Below are 25,995 nucleotides of genomic sequence, written 5' to 3'. Positions count from 1 at the left end.
CGGTCAGCGGACCTTGTGGTTCACCAAACTTGGTCCAGTTGATGGAGCGCGCGTAGTCCTTGATGTCCAGGGGTAGTGGCGGCCAGGGGTCCAAGTGGGGTACTTGTGGCGCAGACCACCGTCTACAGCCATGTCTGAGCCGGTCATGCAAGAGGACTCATCGGAGGCCAAGAACACCGTGGCCCAAGCCAAGTCCGATGCGCGGGGGAAGCGGCGCAAAGGCATTTGATCGAGGTACTCTTGACGCGAGTAAAAGCCCTTGCGCTCTGGCGCCTTCCATTCGGGGTCGAACATTTCGTCGCGCATCGTTCCCCACAACTGGTGCTCCATCGAGCAGGGGGTGACGCTGTTGACGCGAATGCCAAGGTGGGCGAGGTCGAGCGCGGAGGAGCGTACAAAGCTCAGCAGGCCTGCCTTGGCCGAGCAGTAGGCTGCGCCATCGGCTTCACCGAAGTGTGCTGCGGTAGACAGAATGTGAATCATGCTGCCGCCATCGCCAGATTGCATCATGGCGCGTGCGCAGTGCTGAGTGGTGATGAGGCCGGCGGTGGCGAAACTGGCGACAGAGTCATCCCAGTCGTCATGCTGCATGTCCATGACGTGGCTCCAGTGCACGCGACCTGCCATGTTCACTGAGATGTCCAAGCGACCATAGCGGGCCATGGTTTCATCGACTACGCGCTTGACGTCAGCATCTAGGCGGGCATTTGCCACCACTGCAAAAGCCTCCAGACCACGTTCCTTGAGGAAGTTAACAGTGTCATTGGCTGCTGCTTCGCTCACATCGGTCACGCACACCTTGGCACCTTCGCGGGCCAGGAAGTGAGCAATCGTGCCTCCAATATTGGGGCCTGCCCCAAACACAATCGCGACCTTGTCTTTAAGTCTGTCCATGGCACTGATCTCTTGAGTTATTAGTAGCTAGTAGGGAAGTCTGGGTTGGATTCTCTAAATCTGACAGGCTAATAACAAGATGAAAAGCTCAGAGACTGATATGCAAAAAATGAATGAATCGGGTAAATAGTGGTCGTTGTTGCATAAATTCCGTTGGAAACAAGCTTTTTTAAATTCCAAGCGCACTTAAGTCACTGCCGCCGTTTAAGGGCGGCTCCAGACTCTCCATACCCTTTCGCCCAATAGCCCGTATCCGGAGAAAGCCGCATTTCGTTGCACAAAGGCTGCGTGTTGACGTATTTACCGGCGTATGTGCTGGCAACCTATCGTTTGCGTATCGTTCACCTCATGCATCACGTAAACCAGCGTGATTCAAGATCTGACTCGTTAAATATCTGAAAACTAAGCTGCTCTAAGCAGATGAAATTTGAATAAAAAAAGCTGCATGTGCCTGTTAATCAAGCACATGCAGCTATGGTTTTGATGTATTTAGCGTGCGTTAGTAATTGCTGGTTGCGCTCGTGTGACTAAGGCCAAGGCAAACGTCAGAAACAAGGTGGGCAGGGCCGAGCCCATTGCGGTGCTGGCATAGGGCAGCAAGTGATAAAAGGCAATGCCCAGCAGCCATATGCTCACGGCATCCCAACGCACGGCTGGGGCGTTGCGCATGAGTTCTACAGCGTTCGTGCCAAAGGCCAGGCGACCCAGCATCACACCAAACAGTGGCACAAAGCAGGAGCTGAGCAGCAGCAAAAATGGCTCCAGGCTGTGCATGGGCAGCACCATGGCTAGGGCTGTACACAGTATGGTCATCAGCAGGCCCCAGCGGCGAATGCTCCAGCGCGGCAGCAGGCTGTGAGCGGACATGGCGCCCGAATACGCATCGCCATAGGCGTTGTCCACTTCGTCAATCAAGATGAGCGACAGCGCAATCAGCCCGCCTTGGGCCAGCAGCAAGGCGGTGACTAAGTCTTTGCTGGGCAGCGTCAACACCACCAGCACACCGAGTGAATAGCACCAGATATTGGCCAGCGCATAACCAGTCCATGCACCGCTAAGCGCTGCTTTGCCGCTCTTGCCGTGGCGGGCGTAATCGGCGACTAACGGCAGCCAGCTAATGGGCATGGCAATGACCAGATCAACGGCGCTCAACATACTCATTGCGCCCGTGCCTTCACGGCTCATCAGAGCGGCAAAGCCGGTGGCGCTGGCCATGCTGAGAAACTGCCAGCTCAGCCAGAGCAGCGACAAAATGACCAAGGGCAGGGCCACGCGCGAGATGACCCGGCGCACCAGTGTGGTCATGGATCCGCTCATCAGCAGCAAGATCACGCTGCCCCAAATCAGTGTGGCCAGCCAAGGCCAGTACGCCGCCATCATGCCGCCGCTTTGCTGGCCCAGCGCCACAGTGGCGTCGCGCATGATCACCAGCTCAAAGCTGCCCCAGCCCAGCAACTGAATGATGTTCAGAAAAATCGGCAGGCGCGCAAAGTTGCGGCCGTAAACGCTGTGCATCAGCCCTGCGCTGGAAAGGCCGCTGTCGCAGCCCAGCTTGCCTACCCAGCCCAGCAAACCTGCCCCGATAACGGAGCCGATGGCAATAGCCACCATTGCTTGTACAGGGCTGAGTGCGGGCATCAGGTAAGAGCCCATTTGCATAACCAGCAGGCCCACGCCCAGACTGAACCATAGCGCCGCATGGTCGCGCCAGACGAAGACGCGGTCTTGCGCGGCCACGGGGGCCAAGGCCTGATTGGCCGGTGTTGAGGAAGATGAATTCATGGATGCTCCGCCAGAAAAAACGAAGCAGGGGCCGCATGGGTTACGCAGTGCGCTACTAAAGCAATCGTGTATCAGTAACGTGCCGCGGCATAACACCTTGGACAGCTTCCCTGCGCGAGGATGATCTCGGGCAAGCGGTCATAAGAAGCGGCCGCTTGCGCAATCAGGTTCAAAGGGACTCTCTCAGCCCTGACTCATCGTCGTCAGGACACCCCTAGCGAGCGCGATTGTGCCAGACAAGCGCGTCATTTCGTCGTGCCACATCACAAAGTGTTGTTGCAAATACTTGCAACTAAAGGGCGCAGCGTTTAACCCCGTTGGCGCGGCTGCTGCGTTTAAGTACATGACAAGTCTGTCGTAACTGAAATTTCAGGAGATAACGCTCATGTTCTCTGATCAAACTGCCAAGCTCGCCCGTCCCATCTCAGTAGCCACCAACGCTTCCATCACTCGCAGTTGTTTGCTGCGCGCTGGCCTGATTTGCGCCGTGCTCGCCACCAGTGTCGGTGGTGCCAGTGCGCGGATGCGTGGCAATGAGCGCCTCGGGGTGGCTGATGTCAGCATCGTCGAACGAGCCACTGGCCGTGTGCTGCCGCTTTATGCTTTTGAGGGCGAACTCTGGGTCGCGGGCCGCCCCGGCGCTAACTATGCGGTGCGCGTTCGCAGTCTGGAGGATCGCCGCATCATGGCGGTGGTCAGCGTCGATGGTGTTAATGCCGTCAACGGCAAAACTGCCAGCTCGCGTGCTGAGAACGGCTATGTGCTGAGTGCGGCAGATAGCTATGACGTGACAGGTTGGCGAAAAAGCAACGAGAGCGTGGCGGCTTTTTATTTTTCGCAAAGCGATATGTCTTACGCCAGCCGTACGGGCCGCCCTAAGGATGTGGGCGTGATTGGTGTGGCGCTGTACCGTGAGAAATTGCCTGAGCCCGTGGCTTATGAGGGCCCGATTTATGAATCCCAATCGACGGCCAAGGCGAGGGCGGACTCTTCTGCCGTGGCTGCCGATGAAGCTGCTCCGAATGCGGCCAATAAGAGCAGCACAGCCAAGCGAGCGCCCGCAGCTACCCCTTCGCTGGGCACAGGCCATGGCGCGGTAGAGAATTCTCAGGTCAGCCAAACAGAGTTTGAGGCCGACACCCGCAGCCCCCGCCGCGTCGTACGCATTCGCTACGACAGCTATGAAAACCTGGTTGCCAAGGGTGTGATTCGTGAGCCACGTCCGCGCCCACCAGTCACCCGATCGCCCAGCCCTTTCCCCGCTGATAACGGCTTTGTGCCTGATCCACCCCGTAACTAAGATCTGCTGAATTAAAAGCTTGGGGGCATGTCTGCGAAATTTGCATAATCTCGGACATGTCTGAACAGCCGCTGGCGCCACCTTCTGTGCTCGATGAAGTCCTGATGCAAAGCTATGCAGCAGGGCAGGCTGCAGCGTTTGAGCAGCTCTACAGCCGGCATAAGCTGCGCATGTGGCGCTACTTTTATCGCAGCACGGGCGATGGGGCGCTGGCCGATGACTTGGCCCAAGACCTGTGGTTTGCCGTGGTAGATAGCGCCGCTAGCTATCAAGTGCGCAGCAAATTCACGACTTGGCTTTTCACCATGGCGCATCACCGGCTGGTCGATCACTGGCGCAGGCAGCGGCGCGGCATCAGTCTGTCGGCAGACACTGAAGAAGCCCTTCGTCTGGCCGACAGTTTGTTTGCCGCCTCAGGCTTTGAGCCTGATCACCAACTCGATCGCCAGCTCATGGCGCAGGCCTTGCTGGCCGCGCTGGCGCAACTGCCTGCTGAGCAGCGCGAGTGTTTTTTAATGCAAGTTGAGGCAGACATGACCGTGGCCGAGATTGCACAGGCCACCGATGTGGCCGAAGAAACGGCAAAAAGCCGCCTGCGCTATGCGCGTGCCAAACTGCGTGCTGCGCTGGAGGAGTTGGTATGAGCATCACCCCCAAACCAGAAAAAGTCAGCAAGCCCGATGCGCTGCGCGAGTTGTACCTACAAACTGCGGCCGATGACCGAGGCCCCAGCGCGCAAAGCAGCGCCGCCATACTGGAGCGTGCCAGGCAGCGAGTGGCCTTCGCATCCAAAGAAAATGCCAAATCACCAAGCCAGGCGGCCGCCAACGATCGCTTTTGGCTGCGCCATGCGCTGGGCGGTTTGGCCGCTGTGGGGCTGGTCGGCTTGCTGATGCTGCAGCACGCCGCGTGGTGGGATGGAACAGATAAAGGCATTGGCGAGCAGCCAAAGCCATCGGCAGCGCAGGCTCAAAATAGCACTGCTAATGAGGCGGTAGAAGCAGCTGTACCTGACGCAGCTGACACTCCTTCCACGCCAAGCTTGACCCATGAACATGCAGCGATAGCTAAAGCTCCACCCGCTGCCAATAAGGCCGCGCGACAAGAGAAAAGCGTCTCAAAATTGAAGGAGAATCGAGCGCAAGTGCAGGAAGATAAAGCACCTGCTGCTATCGATATGGAAGCGTCCGCGCCCATGCTTGAGGGCAGTACTGATCGGTTGCAAGAACGTTCAGAGAGAGCGGCCACTAGCGCCAAAGCGCGAGCCCCTCATGCTGAGTTGGCGCAAAAAAATGCGAAAAGTGACTCAGCATCAATCACGAAAGACATCGTGAAGAACAAGTCGATTGCCCTTGAAGAGGTAGCGCCGTCGCAGAATCTTGAAGCTCAAGCAAGCTTGCCTCTTTGCCCGTTGACGGATGATGTGCCGCTCAAAAATGCCAAAACAAATGGAAATGGAAAGGGCGATGCTAAAAAGGTGCAAATAGATGACAGTTCATCGGCTTCCAAAGCTGCGAGCTGCCGCCCGCGCAAGGCCCATGAATTGCGCCAAGACAAACCGGCATCTGTGCCTGAGGCTGCTGAAGGCATCGCACAGCCCGTGCAATAAGCGCAAAAAATAAGCACAAAAAAGCCCGCATGAGCGGGCTTCGGTAGTGGTCTAGCCAGTCTTTGAAGAACTGGCTTGAATCCATATTATTGAATTTTGGCGTTTTTGCGCAGGCTGTCTTGGAACGCTTGCACTTTGGTTTGCTGCAGCTGTTGCGAGATTTGGGGCTTGACGTCTTCAAACTTGGGCATCTCGGCTTGGCGCTCGTCATCCATGCGGATGATGTGCCAGCCAAACTGGCTCTTCACAGGAGCAGCAGTCAACTCGCCTTTTTTGAGCTTGATCAGCGCTTCGGTGAACTCAGGCACGTAGTTGTTGGGGTTTGCCCAATCCAGATCGCCACCGCGGGCACCCGATCCGGGGTCCTTGGATTCTTTCTTGGCGATGGCTTCAAAGCTCTTGCCAGATTTCACTTCAGCAATGATGGCTTTGGCGCGGTCTTCGGACTCCACCAGAATGTGGCTGGCCTTGAATTCTTTGCCGCCATTAGCTTCTACGAACTTGTCGTATTCGGCCTTGGCTTCGGCGTCGGTCACTGGGTTTGTCTTTTGGAAGTCATCAAACAGCGCGCGGATCAGCACGGTTTGGCGTGCCATTTCCATTTGCTGCTTGTACGAGTCAGAGCTCATCAGGCCGCGGCGGCTGGCTTCTTGCATGAAGATTTCGCGGGCGATGACTTCGTCCTTGATCATCTTGTCCATCTCAGGGGCGATGGGCTGGCCGCTGGCTTCGATCTGGGCCTTCAGTGCGTTGACGCGGGCCATGGGGACGGCCTTGCCATTGACGATAGCCACATTTTGTGCCGATGCGGACAGGGCGGCGAAGCCCAAAACTGCTGCGCCCACGAGGCGGGCCATTTGCTTTTGATTCATGCTCATTCGAGTCTGGATTGAGAAAAGTGAATTAAGTCTGCCCATATGCAACAGGCTCCGCATTGCGGAGCCTGCTGTCATAAAACTTCAATGGCGATGGCGTGTACGCCCTGGTCAATGAAATCTTGCAGTGCATCATACACAAGGCGATGACGCGCTACGCGGCTTTTGCCGTCAAAAGCGGGGCAGGCAATGCGGATGCGAAAGTGGGTGCCTACGCCGCTGTCATCGGCACCCACATGGCCAGCGTGCTGGTAGCTTTCGTCGATGACTTCAAGCGCGCTGGGCTGCAGGCGCAGACGCAAAGCGGCGTCCATTGCTGGGGCGGTGATGCTCACGCTCATGGCTGCTTGTCCTTGGCTTCAGCGTCGTTTGGTGCGCTGCCTTTGGCGGCGTCTTGCGGCAGGTAGCGGCTCATGTAGATGGCTTGCGCAATCACAAAGACAAACATCAGGCCCATGCCGCCAAACAGCTTGAAGTTGACCCAATCGTCAGTATCAAAGTTGTAGGCCACCCAGAGGTTGAGTGCGCCCATGGCGGCAAAAAAGGCCGACCATGCCAAGTTCAGCTTGAGCCAGACGGCATCAGGCAGTTGCAGCTGCGCACCCATGACGGAGCGCAGCAGGTTCTTTTTAAAGATCAACTGACCCAGCAGCAAAGCCGCGCCCATGAGCCAGTACAGCACCGTGGGCTTCCATTTGATGAAGTTTTCATCGTGGGCCAGCAGTGTGGCGCCGCCAAACAGCACGATCACGCCGAGGCTGACCCACTGCATGGGCTCGACCTTGCCGTTTTTAAAGCGCAGATATACGATTTGCGCAATGGTGGCCACAATAGCGACGCCCGTGGCGGCGTAAATGCCCCAGACCTTGAAGGCCACGAAAAACAAGATGATGGGGAAGAAATCAATCAGCAGCTTCATGCGCGAAATATCAGTGGTTCTGGTGTTTCAGACTGCGCGGACCCAGCAAGGTTCCCGGCGCAGAGGTAAAAAGTCATCATGCACTAAAGAGCAGGTCATACCTGCGTCAAAGGCTTGTCTGATGGGAGGTTTTAGCTATCAAAACTAAGAGCCATCAAGGGATCTGCAATTCAAGCTACAAAAAGCGCTAGTCCTTGCAGATCAAGGACTGTTAGCTCTTATTTTTGATGCTCGTTGTGAAAATCCAGCGAGGCGGAGTTCATGCAGTAGCGCAGGCCGGTGTCGGTGGGGCCGTCAGGAAAGACATGGCCCAGATGCGCGCCGCAGCCGCTGCACACGGTTTCTACGCGCAGCATGCCGTGAGTGCGGTCCTCGATATTGGTGATGGAGCCGGGCACCGCCTCATCAAAGCTGGGCCAGCCGCAGCCCGCGTCAAACTTGGTGTGCGAGTCAAACAGCTTGTTGCCGCAGCAAACGCAGTGGTAGCTGCCATCAGCCCAGAACTTCTCGTACTTGCCAGTAAAAGGGCGCTCCGTGGCCGCATGGCGGGTGACCTGAAATGCCGCAGGCTCGGCGCCTTTTTCTTGCAGCAGGGCTTGCCATTGGGCATCGGACTTTTGGATGGGAAAACTCATGATGAACAGCTTATTTCAATAGAGGTCGCCCAGTCGGGCGGAAAGTCGGCCCAGTCTGCATGAGCTGGGTGCGAGTCATAGGGTGCTTGTAGCACGGCCAGCAGTTGCTGCACCGGCGCAAAGTCGCCACCTTGTTCTTGCCCTTGAACTTTTCCTTGTGCGGCGCGAATGACGGTCTCGCCCAGGTGGTTGCGCAGCACGAAACGGGGGTTGGATTTTTGCATCAAATCAGCCGCCAGTCTTTGATCTGTCTGCGTTAGATGCTCTGAATAAGTGAGCGCCCAGGCATCGAATGCGGCGCGGTCCAAAATAATGTCCCGCAGCGGCTCGAAGTTGATGTTTGCATTGTGTGCCTGCTGCACGGCTTGCGTCAGGCGCGTGAAGAAGATGGTGTAGTCCACCTTGTTATCAGCCAGTAGCTGCAGCAGCGGGTTGACCAGCAGGGCAAAGCGGCTTTGTTCGGGGGCTGTACCAGCCGCATCATCTGGCAGTCCCAGCTTGCGCAGCATTTGCGTGGCGTAAGCGGCGGGGAAGACGGTTTTGTACGACTCAAGCGCTGCAATCGTCAGCTCTTCATCGCCAATCAATGGTAGCAGGGCTTGGCCTAGGCAATACAGATTCCAGTACGCGACCTGAGGCTGGCGGTTAAAGGCGTAACGGCCTTGGTTGTCGCTGTGGTTGCAGATATGGCCGGGGTCAAACGCATCCAAAAACTGGAACGGGCCGTAGTCAATCGTCAGGCCCAAAATGCTCATGTTGTCGGTGTTCATCACCCCGTGGCAAAAGCCCACGGCCTGCCACTGGGCCAGCAGTCGGGCGGTGCGCTCGCTCACCGCCTGTAAAAAGTTGGCGTAGGCATTGCCTTCAAGCGCCGCAGCTGTGCGGCATTCAGGGTAGTGCTGGTCGATGACCATATCTGCCAGCGCTTTGAGCTCAGACTTCATGTCGCGGGCAGCGAAATGCTCGAAGTGGCCAAAGCGCACAAAACTGGGAGCCACGCGGGTAACGATGGCCGCAGTTTCCATGGTCTCGCGCGCTACCGACAAGGGCGAGCCCGTTAGCGCCAAGGCTCGGGTCGTCGGAATGCCAAGTGCCGCCATCGCCTCGCTGCACAAAAACTCTCGAATCGATGAGCGCAGCACGGCACGGCCATCACCGCCGCGTGAATAGGGCGTGCGGCCTGCGCCTTTGAGTTGGACTTCAAAGCCTTGTTCGGTCTCGCCCAGCATGATGGCGCGGCCGTCGCCCAGCTGGCCGGCCCACACGCCGAACTGGTGGCCGCTATAGACGCTGGCCAGCGGCTTGTGGCCGTCAGTTGCCGCATTGCCGCTGAGCATTTGCAGGGCATCGCTGGTTTGCAGCCATTCGGGGTTCAGCCCCATCCATTGAGCGGTGCTGGCGCTGGTGGCGATCCAGTGCGCAGCTGGTACGGGCGTGGGCTGGAGGTAGGTGAAAAAAGCCGGGCCTAAAGCTTCAAAGTGGCCCAGCTTGCGCCATTGCGGGGCAAGGGATTCGTTCATGCAGTCATTTTGCTTGAGCCGTAGCAAGGCCAGAGCTTGCAGGGTTGTCGACGGGCTTGCTCGGTCGCGACTGCCTAGGTTTTTCCCTAGGGCTGCTGGCATCCCTCATAGAGACCTTAGAGCTAAACGTCGCTGACGTTACGCATTGGTGACAGTCCTGCTGATGACGGCGAGAAAGCCCGCGATAGGATGATTTGCTATCACTACAACGCTATTTAGGAGACACGCCAATGTTGGGTTTGATGCAAAACCAGCCACTGCTGATTTCTTCCCTGCTTGAGTTTGCAGCCCGCAACCATAGCGACGGGGAAATTGTCTCCCGCCGCGTAGAGGGCGACATCCACAGCTACACCTACAAAGACATGGCGGGCCGTGCGCGCCAGTTGGCCAATGCGCTGGACGGCCTTGGCTTGGCGCAGGGTGAGCGGGTGGCCAGTCTGGCGTGGAACGGTTACCGCCATATGGAGATGTACTTTGGCGTCAGCGGCTCAGGTCGCGTGCTGCACACCATCAATCCGCGCCTGCACCCTGAGCAGATTGCGTGGATTGTGAACCACGCCGAGGACAAAGCACTTTGTTTTGATTTGAGCTTTTTGCCCCTGATTGTGGCCGTGCACGCCAAGTGCCCGCAGGTCAAACAATGGGTGGTGCTGTGCGATGCGGATAAGCTGCCCACAGACAGTGGCATTGCAGGGCTGGTGAGCTACGAGACTTGGATTGCAGGTAAATCTGATCAATACAACTGGCCGCAGTTGAACGAGAACACGGCGTCCAGCATGTGCTACACCAGTGGCACCACGGGCAACCCCAAGTCTGTGCTCTACAGCCAACGCTCTAGTGTTTTGCACGCTTATGCGGCCTCGCTGCCCGATGTAATGTGCTTGTCGGCCCGCGACTCGGTGCTGCCGGTCGTACCCATGTTCCATGTCAATGCCTGGGGGCTGCCATATTCTGCAGCGCTTACGGGCTGCAAGCTGGTCTTTCCCGGCCCGGCGCTGGATGGCAAATCGGTTTACGAGTTGATTGAATCGCAGGGTGTGACTTTTGCCGCTGGCGTGCCCACGGTGTGGCAGATGCTGCTCAGTTATATGAAGCCGGGCGACTTGCGCTTTTCCAAACTCAAGCGCACGGTGATTGGTGGATCGGCTTGCCCGCCAGCCATGATTGAGGCATTTCAAGAAGACTACGGCGTGGAGGTTTTGCACGCTTGGGGCATGACCGAGATGAGCCCGCTGGGTACCTTGTCCACGCTCAAAAACAAGCATCTGGCGCTGCCCAAAGATGAGCAGATGAAGATTCGCCAAAAGCAGGGCCGCGCTATTTTTGGTGTGGATATGAAGATCGTCAACGAGGCTGGAGCCGAGCAGCCTTGGGATGGCAAGAGTTATGGAGACTTGCTCGTGCGCGGTCCGTGGATTGTGGACAGCTATTACAAAGGTAGCGCCAGCCCCCTGGTGGATGGCTGGTTCCCAACAGGTGACGTGGCCACGATTGATGCAGATGGCTATATGCAGATTACCGACCGCAGCAAGGATGTGATCAAGTCCGGCGGCGAGTGGATTAGCTCCATTGACATTGAAAACATTGCAATGGCTCACCCCGCCATTGCCATGGCCGCCTGCATTGGCATGCCGCACCCTAAGTGGGATGAGCGCCCGATTGTTGCTGTAGTCAAAAAACCGGGCTTCGAAGTCACACGTGAAGAGCTGCTGCAGTTTTATGAGGGCAAGAGCGCCAAGTGGCAAATTCCCGATGATGTGGTGTTTGTGCAAGCCATCCCGATTGGTGCCACAGGCAAGATGCTCAAGACGCGCCTGCGTGAGGAACTCAAGGACTACAAGCTGCCTACGTCTTAAACCGCCTCTTATTCGCTGATTTTCAGGGACATAGAGCCCCACAAAACCCGGCTATCATCATGCGATGATGGCCGTTTCGTTTTTGGGCTCTTGCCATGCACCGTGTTCAGCCGCCGCCTGCCTGTTCTTGCGAATCCTGTGAAGAGCCTGTTTCGGGCCTGCTGCGCCGCCATCTTATTGGAGCCGGTTTACTCGGTGGGCTGGGTGCGATAGCTGGGCCTGCCGCAGCTTGTACATCCGAGGCTGCTGCTCAGGCTGGCAGTGTGGTTGCGCCGCGTACGGTTTGCATGGAATGCCTTGCGCGTCGCGCCCAGCAGCGCTCTCCTTTTGTGAACAAGGAGCTGTCATGAGCAAAGTACAAACTTGGCATGAGATGAAGCCGGCGCGCCAGACCTGGCCGCAGCGGTGGTCGCAGATCAAGTCCTCTGGAAAATTCTCAGACAAACCTTTGCAGCTGTATTTGCTGCTGGATGCTGCCCAGAAGCGGGACTTGCTGGCGCTGGTGCCTGAAAGCGGAGCAGAGGCCTTGTTCGCATTCACGCGCAGCACCAAGGAGGGCAAGGTCAGTCCCTGGCTGGTGCACTTGGGGCGCCACGGTCAGTCATTGAAGAAGCCGCAACAAGATTTGTTGAATGCTGTGCTTGATGTGGTGCAGGCCAGCCCCTGTGCGACGTTGCTGGCAAGCGAGTGCGAGATGGCTGTGCTGATAGCCCACCTGCGCCGCGCTATGGACCCGAAAATGCCGGACAAGGACAGCAGTTATCTGGCTTTTTGGGACCCTGCGGTGCTGGCAGTTCTGCTGGGGCAGAGAGATCTGGATACCCAAAGCCGTATCGAGCCCGTGCTGAAATCCGCGCAAAGCCGCGCCTTGCTGGGCCCGATTGCGCGCTGGTGGTGCTGGAGCCGATCAGGTCGCTTGCATGAATATGCGGTCAGTGACTTTACCGAACTCTCCGCCTCGATGTCCATGCCGTTGCCGTTGCCGCTGCAACTCAGCGCCGCGCAAGTCGAGGCGCTGGTGCAGGGCAATGTGCCCGATCTGCTGATTTATTTTGTCAATCTGAATCAGGTACATCTGCGAGACAAGCTGCCGCCGCTGGCCATGCATTGGTTCGTGCGCCAGCAACTGGTTTTTGCTCGCCGTTATGGGCTCACAGGGACGCGTGATCTGCTGAACTATCTGTGTCTGGCTTTGATCGGTGGTGCGCGTGTTGATCAAATACCTGAAGTGGCAGAGCTGCTGGCAAAGGTAAAGGCGCGAAAGCTGAGCTTTGACAATTTCATGGATGAGGTCGCCCCAAAGCTGGATGGCAAGGACCTGGCTGAACCGCAGGTGCTGATGGCTGCCAACGGCCTGCCTTTGACGGAAAACCAACTGCCGCGATAACTATTGGTTTTTGCCATGTTGTTGAAAGAAAAAGGCTTGTAGCGCTTTATTTGTATGCGCATGCAGCTTGTTTGTGATGACTCTGGTCATCACAATCGCTCCAAAGTCGCCAAAGTGATATGCGCTAGGGCAACCCCCAAGCGGCAACCGAGAGCTTGCCGCTTAGTCTGCCCATTGCTCATAAACACCAATGGAGACGCTCTATGAAGTTTGCATACAAGGCTTTGACAGCATCGGTGATCCTGGCGTGCGCAGGCAGTGCGATGGCGCAAAAAGGCGAGACCGTAAAGGTCGCTTGGATTGACCCACTCTCAGGCCTGATGGCCGCGCTGGGCTCCAATCAGCTCAAAAGCCTGCAGTACGTGGCCGAAGAGATCAACAAATCCAACACTTCAGGGGTGAAGTTCGAAGTCATTGGTATTGACAACAAACTGAGCCCACAAGAGACCACGGCCGCGCTGCGCTCTGCTATGGACCAAGGCGTGCGCTATGTGTTTCAGGGCAATGGCTCAGGCCCGGCGCTGGCCATCATGGATGCGCTGGAAAAGCACAATGCGCGCAACAAGGGCAAAGAGGTCATTTTCCTGAACTACGCCGCGGTTGACCCTGACCTCACCAACAGCAAATGCAGCTACTGGCACTTCCGTTTGGATGCCGATACCTCGATGAAGATGGAAGCGCTGACCACGTATATGAAGGACGTGCCCGAGGTTAAAAAGGTCTACCTGATTAACCAGAACTACGCCCATGGTCAGCAGGTATCCAAGTACGCCAAGGAGATGCTCAAGCGCAAGCGCCCTGATGTGGAAGTTGTGGGCGATGACTTCTCGCCACTGGCGCAGGTGCGAGACTTTGCACCCTATGTGGCCAAGATCAAGCAGTCGGGTGCGGATACGGTGATTACCGGCAACTGGGGCTCTGACTTGGCGCTGCTCATCAAAGCCGCCAATGATGCGGGGCTGAACAACGTCAAGTTCTACACCTACTATGGCATTGCGACGGGCGCACCCACAGCCATGGGCGCAGCAGCTGCGGGCAAGGTTTATATGGTGGGCTATGGTCACCTGAACATGCCCGGGGTGATGGACAAAATCGTCAAGGGCTTCAAGGCCAAGGTCAATGAGGATATGTATACCGGCAGCCTATACACGGGGCTGACGATGCTGGATCAGGCCTTTGCCAAGGCCAAGACGACGGAGCCCGTCAAGATCGCCGCAACCATGGAGGGTATGAAGTTCAAGAACTACAACGGTGATGTTGAGATGCGCAAAAGCGACCACCAGTTGCAGCAAGGCCTGTATATCGCGCGCTGGGAAAAAGCGGGTGGTAAGTACCCCACGGATTCTGAAAACACGGGCTACACCTTTGTACCTGTGAAGTACTACGAGCCCTATGTGGCCAGCACGCCCACCAGCTGCGAGATGAAGCGACCTTCTTAAGCTCGATAGGTAGAGCAGTCAAGGGTGCCCAAGCGGCACCCTTTTTCATCTCTGTTTTTGGGCGACTGTTTTTGTTGTTTGCCTAAGTTACAGCACATGTGGCTGGACATATAGCTGCCTATGAAACTGCATAAGTCGCAGCATTTTTCACCTCATCTGTCACTCAAGTGTCGGCAACCGCTGAAAAGTGAGCCTCAAAGTCGCCTGCGTGATAGCTGCTAAGGCTTTCCCTCAAAGGCAAAAGTCTGCAGGGCGATAGATTGGCGTCATTGGCTCAAAACAATGCAAGGAGACAGCGATGCAATGGTTGAATTTTGAGAAAAAGGCATGCTGATGACGCCTGAATTTTTCACCATCTCCATGCTCAACGGCGTGAGTTACGGGCTGCTGCTCTTCATGCTTAGCTCGGGCCTGACTTTGATTTTCAGCATGATGGGCGTGCTCAACTTTGCCCACGCCAGTTTTTACATGCTGGGCGCGTACTTTGCATACACGCTCAGCGGCATCGTGGGTTTTTGGCCTGCGCTGCTGATTTGTCCTGTGCTGGTCGGCGGGCTGGGTGCGCTTTTTGAGCGTTTTTGCTTGCGCCGCGTGCACAAATACGGCCATGTGCCAGAGCTACTCATCACCTTTGGCCTGTCTTACTTGATTTTGGAAGTGGTGCAACTGGTCTGGGGCCGGGGCACCGTGCCTTATGCGCTGCCGCCTGCGTTGCAAGGCCCGCTGTTCACGCTGTACGGCACGCAGTTCCCCAAGTCGCGCTCGTTTGTGATGCTGGTGGCGCTGCTGATGCTGCTGGCCGTCTGGCTGCTGCTGACTCGCACGCGCATTGGTTTGGTGATTCAAGCCGCGCTCAAGAACCCTGACATGGTTGAAGCGTTGGGTCACAACGTGCCCCGCGTTTTCATGATGGTGTTTGGCGGCGGTTGCGCGCTGGCTGGCTTGGCGGGGGTGCTGGGCGGTAACACCTACGTGACTGAGCCGGCCATGGCCGCATCTGTGGGTTCCATCATCTTTGTGGTGGTAGTTGTGGGTGGCATGGGATCGCTGGCCGGTGCCTTTGTCGCCTCGCTGCTGATTGGCGTGCTGCAAACCTTTGCCGTGGCGCTGGACTGGTCGCTGGCGGGGCTGTTTATTTCCATGGGGCAGCAGGTCAATGAAGCCACCTTTGGCTGGCCCGTGCTGCGACTGACGGTGTCGCAAATCGCGCCCATCTTGCCCTACCTGTTTTTGGTGTTGATTCTCATCTTCCGCCCCAAGGGCCTATTGGGCACAAGAGGAGATTGAGCCATGTCATCGATAGCAAAAAATGACGCGAAAAATTCCATGAATGATTCTGATGTCGAAAATTCCAAGGATCAAGCGAAGAAACAGGCCAATGATCAGCGCTATTACCGCTTTAAACCCCTGAACATTGGCCGCATTCTGATCTGGAGCCTGTTTGCGCTGGCCTTGATCGTGGCTCCCATGATCTTCACCAGCTCGCTGGCGCTGACCATGCTCAGCCAGATGGGCTATCTCATCATCATCTGCTTGTCATACAACATCTTGCTGGGGCAGGGCGGCATGCTGAGCTTTGGTCATGCGGTGTATACCGGTTTGGGATCCTTCATTGCCATTCATGCCATCAACAAGGCCAGTGGTGGCGAGTGGCCGATTCCTCTGGTGTTGATTCCCATCATCGGCGGGCTGGGTGGGGTGTTTTTTGCCGCCATGTTTGGCTATGTGACCACCAAAAAATCGGGCACCACCTTTGCCATGATCACCATGGGGCTTGGGGAGCTAGTGGCATCCATGGCACTGATGTTCCCCGAGTTCTTTGGCGGTGAGGGTGGCATCACCACGGACCGCGTCTACAGCAAGTTCTTTGGGCTGGATTTTGGTTCTGGCCTGCAGGTTTACTACCTGATTGCGGCCTACTGCTTTGTCTGCACGGCAGCCATGTTCGCCTTCACCGGCACGCCCTTGGGGCGCATGCTCAACGCCGTGCGCGACAACCCCGAGCGCGTGGAGTTTGTGGGCTACAACACCCAGCGCGTGCGCTACTTCGCTTTCATCATTGCGGGCTTCTTCGCCGGTATTGGGGGCGGGTTGACTGCTATCAATTTTGAGATTATCACGGCTATGGATAGCGTCAGCGTGGTGCGCTCCGGCGGCTATCTGCTCTTCACCTTCTTGGGCGGCGCTACCTTCTTCTTCGGCCCCATTATTGGCGCGGTGCTGCTGGTGCTGGCGTCAGTGCTGCTGTCTGAGCTGACCAAGGCCTGGCTGCTGTATCTGGGCCTGGTCTTTTTGCTCATGGTGATGTATGCGCCTGGCGGTGTGGCGAGCCTGATCATGATGAATTTGCGCGTGGCCAAGTTTGGGCATTTCAAGCGCTTGATAAAGCCTTATCTGGGCGTATTGCTTGCAGCGGTGATGACCTTGGTGGGTGCGGCTTCGCTGGTTGAGATGATCTATCACATACAACTCAACGCCGCGCAAGGCCCCAAGGTGCCATTAATGGGGGCGCAGCTGGACACCAGTGCTGCCGCGACATGGGCTGTGGCGATTGTGGTTTTTGTGGTGGGGCTGGGCTTGTTGGAGACCGCACGGCGCATCACGGCACGCCGCTGGGGGCAGGTGCAAGAAGCGATAGAAGAAAGCATTAAAAAAGGGGAGGGTTGAGCCATGTCCAGCATTGCCATTCATCAACCAACTTCACAAACGACTGCGCAAGCAAGTCAGTCTGCAGGCAAGCCCTATGCGCTGGAACTGCGAGAGCTGCGCAAGAACTTTGGCAAGACTGAAATCATTCGCGGCGCTAATTTGGCTGTGAACGCCGGTGAGCGCATCGCCATCATTGGCCCGAATGGTGCGGGCAAGAGCACGCTGTTTAATCTGATTAGCGGCCGTTTTGAACCCAGCAGCGGAGACATATTGCTGCATGGCCAGCGCATTGACGGCAAAAAGCCATTCGAGGTCAACCGCATGGGCTTGTCGCGCAGCTTTCAGATCACCAACATTTTCCCCAAGTTGTCGGTGTTTGAAAACCTGCGCTGCAGCGTGCTCTGGAGCTTGGGTTATCGCTACAGCTTTTGGCGTTTTCTCTCCAATTTGCATGACGCCAATGCGCGTGCCAATGAGCTGATGGAAATGATTGGCCTGCACCGCAAGCGCGACACTCTGGCCGTAAACCTGACCTATGCCGAGCAGCGTGCGCTGGAGATTGGCATCACCATCGGCGGTGGCGCCAGCGTTATCTTGCTCGATGAACCTACAGCCGGCATGAGCAATAGCGAAACCGCTCATTTCATCCAGCTCATCAAGAAGGTGACGGAAGGAAAAACGCTATTAACAGTAGAGCATGACATGGGCGTGGTGTTTGGGCTGGCGGACAAAATTGCCGTGGTGGTCTATGGCGAGGTAATTGCCTTTGATACGCCTGAAGCGGTACGCGCTAACCCACGCGTTCAAGAAGCCTATCTCGGATCTTCCGTGGCAGATCAACAGGCGGGAGGGCATTGAGATGTTGAAAATTAATGACTTACATGCCTATTACGGCAAAAGCCATGTGCTGCATGGCGTGGATTTTGAGGTCAATGCGGGCGAGATTGTGGCATTGCTGGGGCGCAATGGCTCGGGTCGCTCCACCACGGCAAAAGCCATCATGGGCTTGGTGCATTGGGAAGGCGCTCTGAACTGGAAGGGCAAGAACCTGAAAGGCAAAAAAGCCTATGAGGTCGCTCACTTAGGTATTGGCTATGTGCCTGAAAGCCGGGATGTGTTTTCTAGCCTTACGGTGCACCAAAACCTGATGCTGGGCCAAAAATCAAAGCATCAAAGCAAGAGTAGCCGCTGGGGTTTTGACGATATGTATGCCATGTTCCCGCGCCTGAAGGAGCGCCAGCACACGGAGGCGGGAGTGATGTCGGGCGGAGAGCAGCAGATGCTGACCCTGTGCCGCACGCTGATGGGCGACCCCGACCTCATCATCATCGATGAGCCCACTGAAGGGCTGGCGCCAAAGATTGTGGAGCTGGTGGGCGAGTACCTCAAGAAGATCAAGGACCGGGGTGTGTCTGTACTGCTGATTGAGCAAAAGCTAACCATCGCCATGAATATCTCAGACCGGGCTTTGGTCATGGGGCACGGTCACATCGTGTTTGATGGCACACCCGATACCTTGCGAGCTAATGAGAAGATTCGCAAAGAGTGGCTAGAGGTTTGACACGAGACACCCCCTGAGCGGCTTTGCCGATCCCCCCTCTCTCGCTTTGCGGGAGGGGACGATGCCCTCGCCGCGAGGCGGCTCTTGCTTGGCATCTCTAAGGGAGGAGGCGCCAGTCATTGCGGATCAGGAGGCTGTCTCGCTCAGGACAAACATCAGTTGCGCAATGCAGCAAAAATCGGACAATAAAAACGCACGACCGTTCTTTTATATTTATCGAACAGGGGACAACAGCATGACTGCTGAATACAAAGTGGACGGAGCCATCGCCGTCATTACCTTGAACAACCCGCCAGTCAATGGCCTGGGCTTGTCCACACGCCGCAGTGTGGTTGAGGGATTGCAGAAGGCACTGGCCAACGAGGCTGTGAAAGCCATTGTGATTACCGGAGCGGGCAAGGCCTTCTCCGGTGGCGCGGACATTACCGAGTTTGGCAAGGAAGAGGCCTACAGCGAGCCGCATTTGCTGTCACTGATCAAGCTGTTTGATGAATCTCCAAAGCCGGTGGTTGCCGCTATCCACTCAGTTTGCATGGGCGGTGGGCTTGAGCTGTCGCTGGGCTGCCATTACCGCATTGCAGCGCCAGGCACGGCTGTAGCGTTGCCTGAGGTGAAGCTGGGTCTGCTGCCCGGCGCTGGTGGCACGCAACGCCTACCGCGCGCTTTAGGTGTTGAGCCCGCGCTGAACATGATCGTCAGCGGCGAGACCGTGATGAGCGATATGCTGGCCATGCAGCCCGGCCAGAAGCTATTCAACAAGATGGCATCGTCGACTGAGACCTTGATGGCCGAGGCCAAAGCCTTTGCACTGGAAGTGGCCGATGTGCGCCCCCTGCCGCGTGTGCGTGACCTGCCTTGCAAGCACCCGCAGGGAGAGGCTTACTTTGAGTTTGCCGCCACCATGGTGCAGGGCATGTCCAAGAACTTCCCAGCGCCCATGCGCTGCTTGGAGGCCGTGAAGAACGCCACCACCAAAAAGTTTGAAGATGGCATGGCCGCTGAGAGCGAAGCCTTTATGCAACTGATGATGACGCCCGAGTCCCGCTCGCTGCGCCATTTGTTCATGGCCGAGCGCGCTGCGTCAAAAATTGCCGATGTACCCTCTGACACTCCGGTGCGAGACATCAAGGCAGTGGGCGTGATTGGTGCGGGCACCATGGGCGGCGGCATCGCCATGAATTTCTTGAATGCAGGTGTGCCCGTCAAAATTTTGGAGACCAAGCAAGAAGCGTTGGATCGTGGCGTCGCCACCATCAAGAAGAACTACGAAGCACAGGTCAAAAAGGGCAAGCTGAAAGAAGATAAATACGCCCAGCGCATGGCGCTGCTGAGCACCACGCTGTCCTATGAAGACCTCAAAGACTGCGATCTGATCATCGAAGCCGTGTTTGAAGAGTTAGGCGTTAAAGAAACTGTGTTCAAACAGCTGGATGCGGTGGCCAAGCCCGGAGCGATTCTGGCCTCCAACACCTCCACGCTGGATGTAGACAAAATTGCCGCTTTCACCAAGCGCCCGCAAGACGTGGTGGGCATGCATTTTTTCAGCCCCGCCAACGTCATGAAGCTGCTCGAAGTAGTGCGCGGCAAGGCCACGGCCAAGGATGTGCTGGCCACGGTGATGAAGGTGGGCAAGAAGATCAAGAAGACGGCTGTGGTGTCCGGCGTCTGCGACGGCTTTATCGGCAACCGCATGATTGAGCAGTATTCGCGCCAAGCGGGCTTTTTGCTGGACGAAGGCGCATCGCCGCAGCAGATCGATAAAGCGGTTGAAAAATTTGGCTTTGCCATGGGGCCGTTTCGCATGGGCGATCTGGCCGGTAACGACATTGGCTGGGCGATTCGCAAGCGCCGCTATCAAGAAAAGCCGGACATGAAGTACAGCGCCAGTGCAGACCGCTTGTGCGAGTTGGGTCGCTTTGGTCAGAAGACCGGCGCAGGCTGGTATGACTACGTGCCCGGCAAGCGCGATGCGCTGGTCTCCGATGTGGTGACAAAAATGGTGGACGAGCATCGCAAAAGCTTGGGAATTACGCCGCGCAAGATTTCAGACGAAGAAATTGTGCAGCGACTGGTGTTCGCGCTCGTCAATGAGGGCGCGCATATTCTGGAAGAAGGTATTGCAGGCAAGTCCGGCGATATCGACATGGTCTACCTGACTGGCTACGGCTTCCCGCTGTGGCGAGGTGGCCCCATGCATTACGCCGGCGAAGTGGGCTTGTTCAACGTGATGCAAGCCATGGGCCGCTTTGCCCAGAACCCCCATGACGATGCCAAGTTCTGGCAGCCTGCGCCATTGCTGGCCCGATTGGCCGCCGAAGGCAAACAGTTCAGCTAAGCGCCATTCACACAGCCCTTGATACGTCGTTGCCAAGCCTTGTCGTACCTTTTGTACTGCCTGCGGCTTAGCGCCTCGTCTCAAACGCAAATTTTTTCGTTTTTGCTGGTCTGTGTGAAAGGCTTGATTCCAAGCAATACCCAGAATCAAAGGACAGAACATGACATCCGCAGTGATTGTTTCTACCGCCCGTACCCCGCTGGCCAAAAGCTGGAAGGGCTCGTTCAACATGACTTACGGCCCGACCTTGGGTGCCCACGCGGTCAAGGCTGCTGTGGAGCGTGCAGGCATTGAGAGCGCTGAAGTGGAAGACGTAATCATGGGCATGTCGCTGCCAGAAGGCACGACCGGCGCCAACGTTGCCCGCCTGATCGCCGTGCGCGCAGGCCTGCCGGTGACGACGTCCGGCATGACCATCAACCGTTTTTGCTCCTCAGGTCTGCAGTCAATCGCACTGGCGGCCCAGCGCATCATCGCGGGCGAAAACGATGTGCTGGTGGCCGGTGGTCTGGAGAGCATCTCCTGTGTGCAGCCCCATCTGAACCCGCACATGGCGTTTGACCCCGAGCTGACCGCCATGAAGCCAGAGATTTACTGGAGCATGCTGCAGACGGCCGAGCAGGTTGCCAAGCGTTACAACATTAGCCGCGATGCGCAGGATGAGTACGGCGCATCCAGCCAGCAGAAAGCCGCCGCTGCGCAGGCCGCCGGTTTGTTTGAAGCCGAAATTGCTCCCATGAAGACGGTGATGGGCGTGGTCGACAAGGTGCGCGGCATGATCACCAAGGAAGTGACTGTCAGCCAGGATGAAGGCATTCGCGACGGCACGACCAAGGAAGGCATCAGCGGCCTGCGCAGCGCGCTGCCGGGCGGGGTAATTACGGCAGGCAACGCCAGCCAGTTCTCTGACGGCGCCGGCGCCTGCGCCGTGGTCAGCGAAGCCTATGCATCGCGCAAGGGGCTCAAGCCTCTGGGCCGTTTTCTGGGCTTTGCTGTGGCCGGTTGCGAGCCTGACGAGATGGGCATTGGCCCCATCTATGCCATCCCCAAGGTGCTTAAAAAGCTGGGCTTGTCCATCAACGATATTGACCTGTGGGAACTCAACGAAGCCTTTGCCGTGCAGGTAATCTACTGCCGCGACAAGCTGGGCATTCCACCCGAGAGGCTCAACGTCAACGGCGGCGCGATTGCTGTGGGTCACCCTTATGGCGTCTCGGGTCAGCGTCTGACGGGCCACGCTCTGATTGAAGGCAAGCGACGCGGCGCCAAGCGCGTGTGCGTGACTATGTGCATTGGCGGAGGCATGGGTGCAGCGGGCGTGTTTGAAGTCCTGTAAGCCTGCTGACTTAAGGCCGCTATCCGTAAGGGGGCGGCCTTTTATTTGCTTTTGGTTGATAAAAGTAATAGCTACTAGCGCTTACTGGTAAAGCGTTGCAGTAGTTTTTGATGGGATATTGATATGCGCCTGCGCTCCACCATTGATTTCTTGCTCTACGACTGGCTGCAGGCCGAAGATTTGAGCCGCCGCCCCCGTTTTGCGGATCATTCGCGCGACACCTTTGATGCCGTGATGGACACCTGTGAGCGCATTGCCCGCGAGAAGTACGCGCCCTTTAATCGAACGGTGGACCAGCAGGAGCCGCAGTTTGATGGTGAAAAAGTCATCTTGCCGCGGTGCACGTATGACGCCCGAGAAGCCTATGCCCAATCAGGCATGCTTAGCGCCGCGCAAGACTATGAAATTGGCGGTATGCAGCTGCCCTATGTGGTGGAGTCCGCCGCTAATTGCTTTTTTGCCGCAGCGTCGATCAGCATCGGCTCGAATATGCTGACTAGCGGCAACGCCAACGCCATCATGGCGCACGGTACGCAGCTGCAAAAAACGGTGTTTGCCGCCAATGAGTTCAACGGCCGCTGGGCAGGAACCATGGCGCTGTCCGAGCCGCAGGCGGGCTCGTCCCTGTCCGACGTCGCCACGCGCGCCGAGCCTGATGGCGATGATTTTGAAAACGAAGAGCTGGGTCCACGCTACCGCCTCAAGGGCAACAAGATGTGGATCAGCGCGGGAGACCATGAGCTGACCGAGAACATCGTGCATCTGGTGCTGGCCAAGATTCCCGGCCCCGATGGCAAGCCTGTACCCGGCGTCAAAGGCATTTCGCTGTTCATCGTGCCTAAGAAGCTGGTTGATGCGCAGGGCCAGTTGACTGGCGAGCGCAATGATGTGGTGCTGGCCGGCCTGAACCACAAACTGGGCTGGCGCGGCACGACCAATACACTGCTTAATTTTGGCGAAGGCAAGTACCCGGTGCGCGGGGCGTCCGGGGCGATTGGCTATCTGGTTGGCAAGCCCGGCGAGGGCCTCAAATGCATGTTTCACATGATGAACGAGGCGCGTATCTCCATCGGCATGGCTGCATCCATGCTGGGCATGGCGGGCTATCACGCCAGTCTTGAATATGCGCAAAGTCGCCCGCAAGGTCGCCCGATTGGTGGTGGCGGCAAGGATGCCAGTAAGCCGCAATCGCGCATCATTGAGCACGCGGATGTCAAGCGCATGCTGCTGGCGCAAAAAGCCTACTGCGAAGGCGCGCTGGCGCTGAACTTGCTCTGCGCAAAACTGGTGGATGAGCAGAACACGGGGGAGGGCGAACAGGTGGCAGAGGCCAGGCTGCTGCTGGAGGTGCTGACTCCCGTCGCCAAAAGCTGGCCCAGCGAGTTCTGTCTAGAGGCCAACTCTCTGGCCATTCAGATTCATGGTGGCTACGGCTATACGCGTGACTTTGCGGTCGAGCAGTACTGGCGTGACAACCGTCTGAACATGATTCACGAAGGCACGCATGGCATTCAGGCCATGGATTTACTGGGGCGCAAAGTCATCATGGAGGGGGGCAAGGGCCTGCAGTTGCTGGCCACGCGCATCAACGCCACGATTCAAAAAGCGCAGCAGCAGGCAAAGCTAAGCACCTATGCCAACCAACTGGCCCGCGCGCTGGCCGATGTGGGGTCCACCACCAAGGCGGCTTGGGCGACCGACAACCCGCAGGAAGCGCTGGCCAATGCTGTGCCGTACATGCAGGCCTTTGGCCATGTGGTGCTGGGCTGGATCTGGCTGGATGTGGCGCTGGCCGTGCTGGCCAAGGATGACGCGCTGGCCATTGCCGCACACCGCGGCAGCATGGCGGCGCAGCGCTTTTTCTTTGTCTACGAGCTGCCGCGTGTCAGCGCTTGGTTGCAGGTCGTCAAGACGCGGGATATGACCTGCGCGAACATGGAAGAAGAAGCTTTTTAAAAAGCTCTCACACCAATAAAAAAATCCTGCATTGCGCGGGATTTTTTTATGGGTGACTTGGCTCAGGGCTTTTCGCAGTCATCACTCATGCCCACCATGCCAGATAGCTTTTGCAGGCTGGAGCGCTGTTTCAGGCATTCCTGATGCTTGACTTCCTGCGCCTTGAGCTGCGCGGTCTGCATGGCTTTGGCGCGTTCCGCACGTAGCAAGGCGATGCGTTCGCGGATTTGCGGCATCAGGGCGGTGGTGGCTTTTTCGCCTTCCACAATGGCATGGCTGCGCTGGGCAAAATCAGCAGGGCCAATGTCTAGTACCTTGGGGCGAATGATGATGTCGGCACGTGCCAGTTCGGCCTGTCCCAGCTTTTGCCCCATGATGGCAATCGACTGGTTGAGCGCGCCCAGCATATTGCCGGGTGTCTTGCCGCTGGCCTTGTTGGAGATGTCCACGGCAATCACGATGTCCGCACCTAGCTTGCGTGCAGCGTCAACCGGCACGGGGCTGACTATGCCACCATCGACGTAGTGAAACTTGCCAATAGAGACTGGCTGAAACATGCCCGGCACGCTGCTCGATGCGCGCACGGCTTGACCTACATTGCCGCGTGTAAACACGGTGCGCTCACCGTCTTCCAAGCGTGTAGAGATAGCCACAAAAGGCTTAGCTAGCTGTTCCATCGGCTTGCGGCTGACTTGCTCATTCACATAGTCTTCCAGCTTCTGGCCCAACACCAGACCGCCTGAGGAAAATTGCAGATCTCGAATCTTGCTTTCGTCCAGCGCCACGGCTTTTTCTTGTAGCTCAAACGCATTCATGCCGCTGGCGTACATGGCACCCACCACGCTGCCTGCGCTAGTGCCCGCGACAAACGCAGGGGTGAGGCCGTTGGCCTCCAAAATCTTGATGACGCCAATGTGGGCAAAGCCTTTGGCTGCGCCGCCGCCGAGTGCCAGGCCGATCTTGATTGGGGGTGCCGATGCGGTGGTTGCAGGCCCATCTGCCACAGCTTTGGGAGAGGGCGGGTTGCTGCCGCATGCGGCAAGGCCGAGCAGGCTCAAATAGACCAAGGGGCGCAAAAAAGCATTCGAGCGCATACCAGAAAGTCCTGCTGTCATAAAGGCACAAAGTATAGCTTTTGGCGTTTTGACCTTCCCGCACGAGTGTCAGCTTGCAGGCAAACAAAGACTATAGCTGTAGCGCACGGGTTGTCTGCAAGTCTTGAACTCCATAAACAGCATCGGACTTTTCCTACAAGCGTGGACGAGTTTTTCGTATTAGAAAGAGAAAGATGGGTCGTTACAGTTACTAGTCAAATTAATGTCAGAAATAAGGGGGCAATAAACATGTCAATGATTTTTACTCGTACCGTTCAAGTTCTGGCTATCAGCACTTTAGCTTTCGGTTTGGCTGCTTGCGGCAAGACAGATGACAACAAAACTGCGGGCCAGAAGCTGGACTCCGCTATTTCCCAGACTCAGCAAGCCACTGACAACGCTGGCAACAAGATGGCTGACGGTGCTGCTAAGGCAGGTGACTCTGCAGCTGATGCACTGGCTAAAGCTGGCCAAGCTACAAGCAATGCAGTGGAGAATGCCGGCAACAAGATCGAAGAAGGCGCTGACAAAGCCGGTGCTGCATTGGACGATGCTGGCATCACCGCTGCCGTCAAGACTGACCTGATCAAGGCTCCTGACATTAGCGCGCTGCAAATCAATGTGGATACCAAAGGTGGCGCCGTGACTCTGTCGGGCACCGTTCCTTCGCAAGCTGTGAAGACACAGGCCGGCGATATCGCCAAGGCCACAAAGGGCGTGACCTCGGTCAACAACAATCTGACCGTGAAGGCTGGCTAATACTCTTTAGCTACCGTCTCGTATAAAGCCAGAGCGCGCAAGCCCTCTGGCTTTTTTTCGCCGTTATCGCGTCTCTACGCCAGCTAAGA

General features: G+C 56.9%; 23 protein-coding genes. 15 read left to right on the top strand and 8 right to left on the bottom strand.

Going from position 1 to position 25,995, the window contains the following annotated elements:
• Window positions 1-3: 3 nt before the first annotated feature.
• Both KUF54_RS08565 and KUF54_RS08560 read right to left on the bottom strand, forming a co-directional pair.
• Complete coding sequence (locus KUF54_RS08565) at window positions 4-894, bottom strand: SDR family NAD(P)-dependent oxidoreductase (RefSeq protein WP_255576401.1); 891 nt, start codon at window positions 892-894, stop codon at window positions 4-6.
• A gap of 489 nt (window positions 895-1,383) precedes the next feature.
• Window positions 1,384-2,676, bottom strand: coding sequence for a cytosine permease (locus KUF54_RS08560; protein WP_219346194.1), 1,293 nt, complete (start codon window positions 2,674-2,676; stop codon window positions 1,384-1,386).
• A gap of 385 nt (window positions 2,677-3,061) precedes the next feature.
• Between KUF54_RS08560 and KUF54_RS08555 the strand changes: the two genes are divergently transcribed.
• The 3 genes from KUF54_RS08555 to KUF54_RS08545 are packed head-to-tail and all read left to right on the top strand — an operon-like array spanning window position 3,062 to window position 5,585.
• Window positions 3,062-3,976, top strand: a complete 915-nt coding sequence (locus tag KUF54_RS08555) for a hypothetical protein (RefSeq protein WP_255576400.1) — start codon at window positions 3,062-3,064, stop codon at window positions 3,974-3,976.
• A 56-nt stretch (window positions 3,977-4,032) separates the two neighbouring features.
• On the top strand, window positions 4,033-4,620 hold the full coding sequence (locus KUF54_RS08550; protein ID WP_219346193.1) for a sigma-70 family RNA polymerase sigma factor: 588 nt from the start codon (window positions 4,033-4,035) through the stop codon (window positions 4,618-4,620).
• Window positions 4,617-5,585, top strand: a complete 969-nt coding sequence (locus KUF54_RS08545; RefSeq protein ID WP_219346192.1) for a hypothetical protein — start codon at window positions 4,617-4,619, stop codon at window positions 5,583-5,585. Before KUF54_RS08550 ends, KUF54_RS08545 begins: the two co-directional genes overlap by 4 nt.
• Window positions 5,586-5,671: 86 nt before the next feature.
• Here KUF54_RS08545 and KUF54_RS08540 read toward each other — a convergent pair whose 3' ends face one another.
• From KUF54_RS08540 to KUF54_RS08520, 5 genes are all read right to left on the bottom strand, one after another.
• On the bottom strand, window positions 5,672-6,463 hold the full coding sequence (locus KUF54_RS08540) for a peptidylprolyl isomerase (RefSeq protein WP_370627596.1): 792 nt from the start codon (window positions 6,461-6,463) through the stop codon (window positions 5,672-5,674).
• Between the two features lie 71 nt (window positions 6,464-6,534).
• Complete coding sequence (locus KUF54_RS08535) at window positions 6,535-6,801, bottom strand: BolA family transcriptional regulator (protein WP_219346191.1); 267 nt, start codon at window positions 6,799-6,801, stop codon at window positions 6,535-6,537.
• Window positions 6,798-7,379, bottom strand: a complete 582-nt coding sequence (locus tag KUF54_RS08530; protein ID WP_219346190.1) for a septation protein A — start codon at window positions 7,377-7,379, stop codon at window positions 6,798-6,800. The genes KUF54_RS08535 and KUF54_RS08530 overlap by 4 nt, the downstream gene beginning before the upstream one ends.
• A gap of 218 nt (window positions 7,380-7,597) precedes the next feature.
• Complete coding sequence (gene msrB / locus KUF54_RS08525) at window positions 7,598-8,014, bottom strand: peptide-methionine (R)-S-oxide reductase MsrB (protein ID WP_219346189.1); 417 nt, start codon at window positions 8,012-8,014, stop codon at window positions 7,598-7,600.
• The gene (locus KUF54_RS08520) at window positions 8,011-9,534 is read right to left on the bottom strand and encodes a YdiU family protein (RefSeq protein ID WP_219346188.1); all 1,524 of its coding nucleotides are present in this window, start codon (window positions 9,532-9,534) and stop codon (window positions 8,011-8,013) included. The genes msrB and KUF54_RS08520 overlap by 4 nt, the downstream gene beginning before the upstream one ends.
• 230 nt (window positions 9,535-9,764) lie before the next feature.
• Between KUF54_RS08520 and KUF54_RS08515 the strand changes: the two genes are divergently transcribed.
• The 11 genes from KUF54_RS08515 (at window position 9,765) to KUF54_RS08465 (ending at window position 24,053) form a co-directional block, all read left to right on the top strand.
• Entirely contained in the window at window positions 9,765-11,390 is a 1,626-nt protein-coding gene (locus tag KUF54_RS08515; RefSeq protein ID WP_219346187.1) for a 3-(methylthio)propionyl-CoA ligase, read from the top strand.
• 95 nt (window positions 11,391-11,485) lie between these two features.
• On the top strand, window positions 11,486-11,740 hold the full coding sequence (locus KUF54_RS08510) for a hypothetical protein (protein ID WP_219346186.1): 255 nt from the start codon (window positions 11,486-11,488) through the stop codon (window positions 11,738-11,740).
• Entirely contained in the window at window positions 11,737-12,777 is a 1,041-nt protein-coding gene (locus KUF54_RS08505) for a DUF4123 domain-containing protein (protein WP_219346185.1), read from the top strand. The genes KUF54_RS08510 and KUF54_RS08505 overlap by 4 nt, the downstream gene beginning before the upstream one ends.
• A 203-nt stretch (window positions 12,778-12,980) precedes the next feature.
• Window positions 12,981-14,216: a branched-chain amino acid ABC transporter substrate-binding protein gene (locus KUF54_RS08500; RefSeq protein WP_219346184.1), complete on the top strand. Its 1,236-nt coding sequence runs from the start codon at window positions 12,981-12,983 to the stop codon at window positions 14,214-14,216.
• A 333-nt stretch (window positions 14,217-14,549) separates the two neighbouring features.
• The gene (locus KUF54_RS08495; protein ID WP_219346333.1) at window positions 14,550-15,503 is read left to right on the top strand and encodes a branched-chain amino acid ABC transporter permease; all 954 of its coding nucleotides are present in this window, start codon (window positions 14,550-14,552) and stop codon (window positions 15,501-15,503) included.
• A gap of 3 nt (window positions 15,504-15,506) precedes the next feature.
• Window positions 15,507-16,883, top strand: a complete 1,377-nt coding sequence (locus KUF54_RS08490) for a branched-chain amino acid ABC transporter permease (RefSeq protein WP_219346183.1) — start codon at window positions 15,507-15,509, stop codon at window positions 16,881-16,883.
• Window positions 16,884-16,886: 3 nt separating this feature from the next.
• Window positions 16,887-17,723: an ABC transporter ATP-binding protein gene (locus KUF54_RS08485; protein WP_219346182.1), complete on the top strand. Its 837-nt coding sequence runs from the start codon at window positions 16,887-16,889 to the stop codon at window positions 17,721-17,723.
• 1 nt (window position 17,724) lies between these two features.
• Window positions 17,725-18,426, top strand: coding sequence for an ABC transporter ATP-binding protein (locus KUF54_RS08480; RefSeq protein ID WP_219346181.1), 702 nt, complete (start codon window positions 17,725-17,727; stop codon window positions 18,424-18,426).
• Window positions 18,427-18,661: 235 nt separating this feature from the next.
• Entirely contained in the window at window positions 18,662-20,761 is a 2,100-nt protein-coding gene (locus KUF54_RS08475; RefSeq protein WP_219346180.1) for a 3-hydroxyacyl-CoA dehydrogenase NAD-binding domain-containing protein, read from the top strand.
• Between the two features lie 160 nt (window positions 20,762-20,921).
• Entirely contained in the window at window positions 20,922-22,097 is a 1,176-nt protein-coding gene (locus KUF54_RS08470; protein WP_219346179.1) for an acetyl-CoA C-acyltransferase, read from the top strand.
• 123 nt (window positions 22,098-22,220) lie between these two features.
• On the top strand, window positions 22,221-24,053 hold the full coding sequence (locus KUF54_RS08465; protein ID WP_219346178.1) for an acyl-CoA dehydrogenase: 1,833 nt from the start codon (window positions 22,221-22,223) through the stop codon (window positions 24,051-24,053).
• A gap of 62 nt (window positions 24,054-24,115) precedes the next feature.
• Here KUF54_RS08465 and KUF54_RS08460 read toward each other — a convergent pair whose 3' ends face one another.
• The gene (locus KUF54_RS08460; protein ID WP_219346177.1) at window positions 24,116-25,147 is read right to left on the bottom strand and encodes a patatin-like phospholipase family protein; all 1,032 of its coding nucleotides are present in this window, start codon (window positions 25,145-25,147) and stop codon (window positions 24,116-24,118) included.
• 249 nt (window positions 25,148-25,396) lie between these two features.
• On the opposite strand from KUF54_RS08460, the gene KUF54_RS08455 reads away from it, so the two are divergent.
• Window positions 25,397-25,906, top strand: coding sequence for a BON domain-containing protein (locus KUF54_RS08455; protein WP_219346176.1), 510 nt, complete (start codon window positions 25,397-25,399; stop codon window positions 25,904-25,906).
• Window positions 25,907-25,995 lie beyond the last annotated feature (89 nt).

It is taken from the genome of Comamonas sp. Y33R10-2, assembly GCF_019355935.1.
In the GTDB taxonomy this organism is placed as follows: domain Bacteria; phylum Pseudomonadota; class Gammaproteobacteria; order Burkholderiales; family Burkholderiaceae_C; genus Comamonas.
This window is presented reverse-complemented; position numbering and strand designations above follow the sequence as displayed.

What these genes read in the sequence shown, in the direction of transcription:
- KUF54_RS08565 (WP_255576401.1), bottom strand. Translation starts at nt 894, where the DNA reads ATGGACAGACTTAAAGACAAGGTCGCGATTGTGTTTGGGGCAGGCCCC.
- KUF54_RS08560 (WP_219346194.1), bottom strand. Translation starts at nt 2,676, where the DNA reads ATGAATTCATCTTCCTCAACACCGGCCAATCAGGCCTTGGCCCCCGTG.
- KUF54_RS08555 (WP_255576400.1), top strand. Translation starts at nt 3,062, where the DNA reads ATGTTCTCTGATCAAACTGCCAAGCTCGCCCGTCCCATCTCAGTAGCC.
- KUF54_RS08550 (WP_219346193.1), top strand. Translation starts at nt 4,033, where the DNA reads ATGTCTGAACAGCCGCTGGCGCCACCTTCTGTGCTCGATGAAGTCCTG.
- KUF54_RS08545 (WP_219346192.1), top strand. Translation starts at nt 4,617, where the DNA reads ATGAGCATCACCCCCAAACCAGAAAAAGTCAGCAAGCCCGATGCGCTG.
- KUF54_RS08540 (WP_370627596.1), bottom strand. Translation starts at nt 6,463, where the DNA reads ATGAGCATGAATCAAAAGCAAATGGCCCGCCTCGTGGGCGCAGCAGTT.
- KUF54_RS08535 (WP_219346191.1), bottom strand. Translation starts at nt 6,801, where the DNA reads ATGAGCGTGAGCATCACCGCCCCAGCAATGGACGCCGCTTTGCGTCTG.
- KUF54_RS08530 (WP_219346190.1), bottom strand. Translation starts at nt 7,379, where the DNA reads ATGAAGCTGCTGATTGATTTCTTCCCCATCATCTTGTTTTTCGTGGCC.
- msrB (WP_219346189.1), bottom strand. Translation starts at nt 8,014, where the DNA reads ATGAGTTTTCCCATCCAAAAGTCCGATGCCCAATGGCAAGCCCTGCTG.
- KUF54_RS08520 (WP_219346188.1), bottom strand. Translation starts at nt 9,534, where the DNA reads ATGAACGAATCCCTTGCCCCGCAATGGCGCAAGCTGGGCCACTTTGAA.
- KUF54_RS08515 (WP_219346187.1), top strand. Translation starts at nt 9,765, where the DNA reads ATGTTGGGTTTGATGCAAAACCAGCCACTGCTGATTTCTTCCCTGCTT.
- KUF54_RS08510 (WP_219346186.1), top strand. Translation starts at nt 11,486, where the DNA reads ATGCACCGTGTTCAGCCGCCGCCTGCCTGTTCTTGCGAATCCTGTGAA.
- KUF54_RS08505 (WP_219346185.1), top strand. Translation starts at nt 11,737, where the DNA reads ATGAGCAAAGTACAAACTTGGCATGAGATGAAGCCGGCGCGCCAGACC.
- KUF54_RS08500 (WP_219346184.1), top strand. Translation starts at nt 12,981, where the DNA reads ATGAAGTTTGCATACAAGGCTTTGACAGCATCGGTGATCCTGGCGTGC.
- KUF54_RS08495 (WP_219346333.1), top strand. Translation starts at nt 14,550, where the DNA reads ATGACGCCTGAATTTTTCACCATCTCCATGCTCAACGGCGTGAGTTAC.
- KUF54_RS08490 (WP_219346183.1), top strand. Translation starts at nt 15,507, where the DNA reads ATGTCATCGATAGCAAAAAATGACGCGAAAAATTCCATGAATGATTCT.
- KUF54_RS08485 (WP_219346182.1), top strand. Translation starts at nt 16,887, where the DNA reads ATGTCCAGCATTGCCATTCATCAACCAACTTCACAAACGACTGCGCAA.
- KUF54_RS08480 (WP_219346181.1), top strand. Translation starts at nt 17,725, where the DNA reads ATGTTGAAAATTAATGACTTACATGCCTATTACGGCAAAAGCCATGTG.
- KUF54_RS08475 (WP_219346180.1), top strand. Translation starts at nt 18,662, where the DNA reads ATGACTGCTGAATACAAAGTGGACGGAGCCATCGCCGTCATTACCTTG.
- KUF54_RS08470 (WP_219346179.1), top strand. Translation starts at nt 20,922, where the DNA reads ATGACATCCGCAGTGATTGTTTCTACCGCCCGTACCCCGCTGGCCAAA.
- KUF54_RS08465 (WP_219346178.1), top strand. Translation starts at nt 22,221, where the DNA reads ATGCGCCTGCGCTCCACCATTGATTTCTTGCTCTACGACTGGCTGCAG.
- KUF54_RS08460 (WP_219346177.1), bottom strand. Translation starts at nt 25,147, where the DNA reads ATGCGCTCGAATGCTTTTTTGCGCCCCTTGGTCTATTTGAGCCTGCTC.
- KUF54_RS08455 (WP_219346176.1), top strand. Translation starts at nt 25,397, where the DNA reads ATGTCAATGATTTTTACTCGTACCGTTCAAGTTCTGGCTATCAGCACT.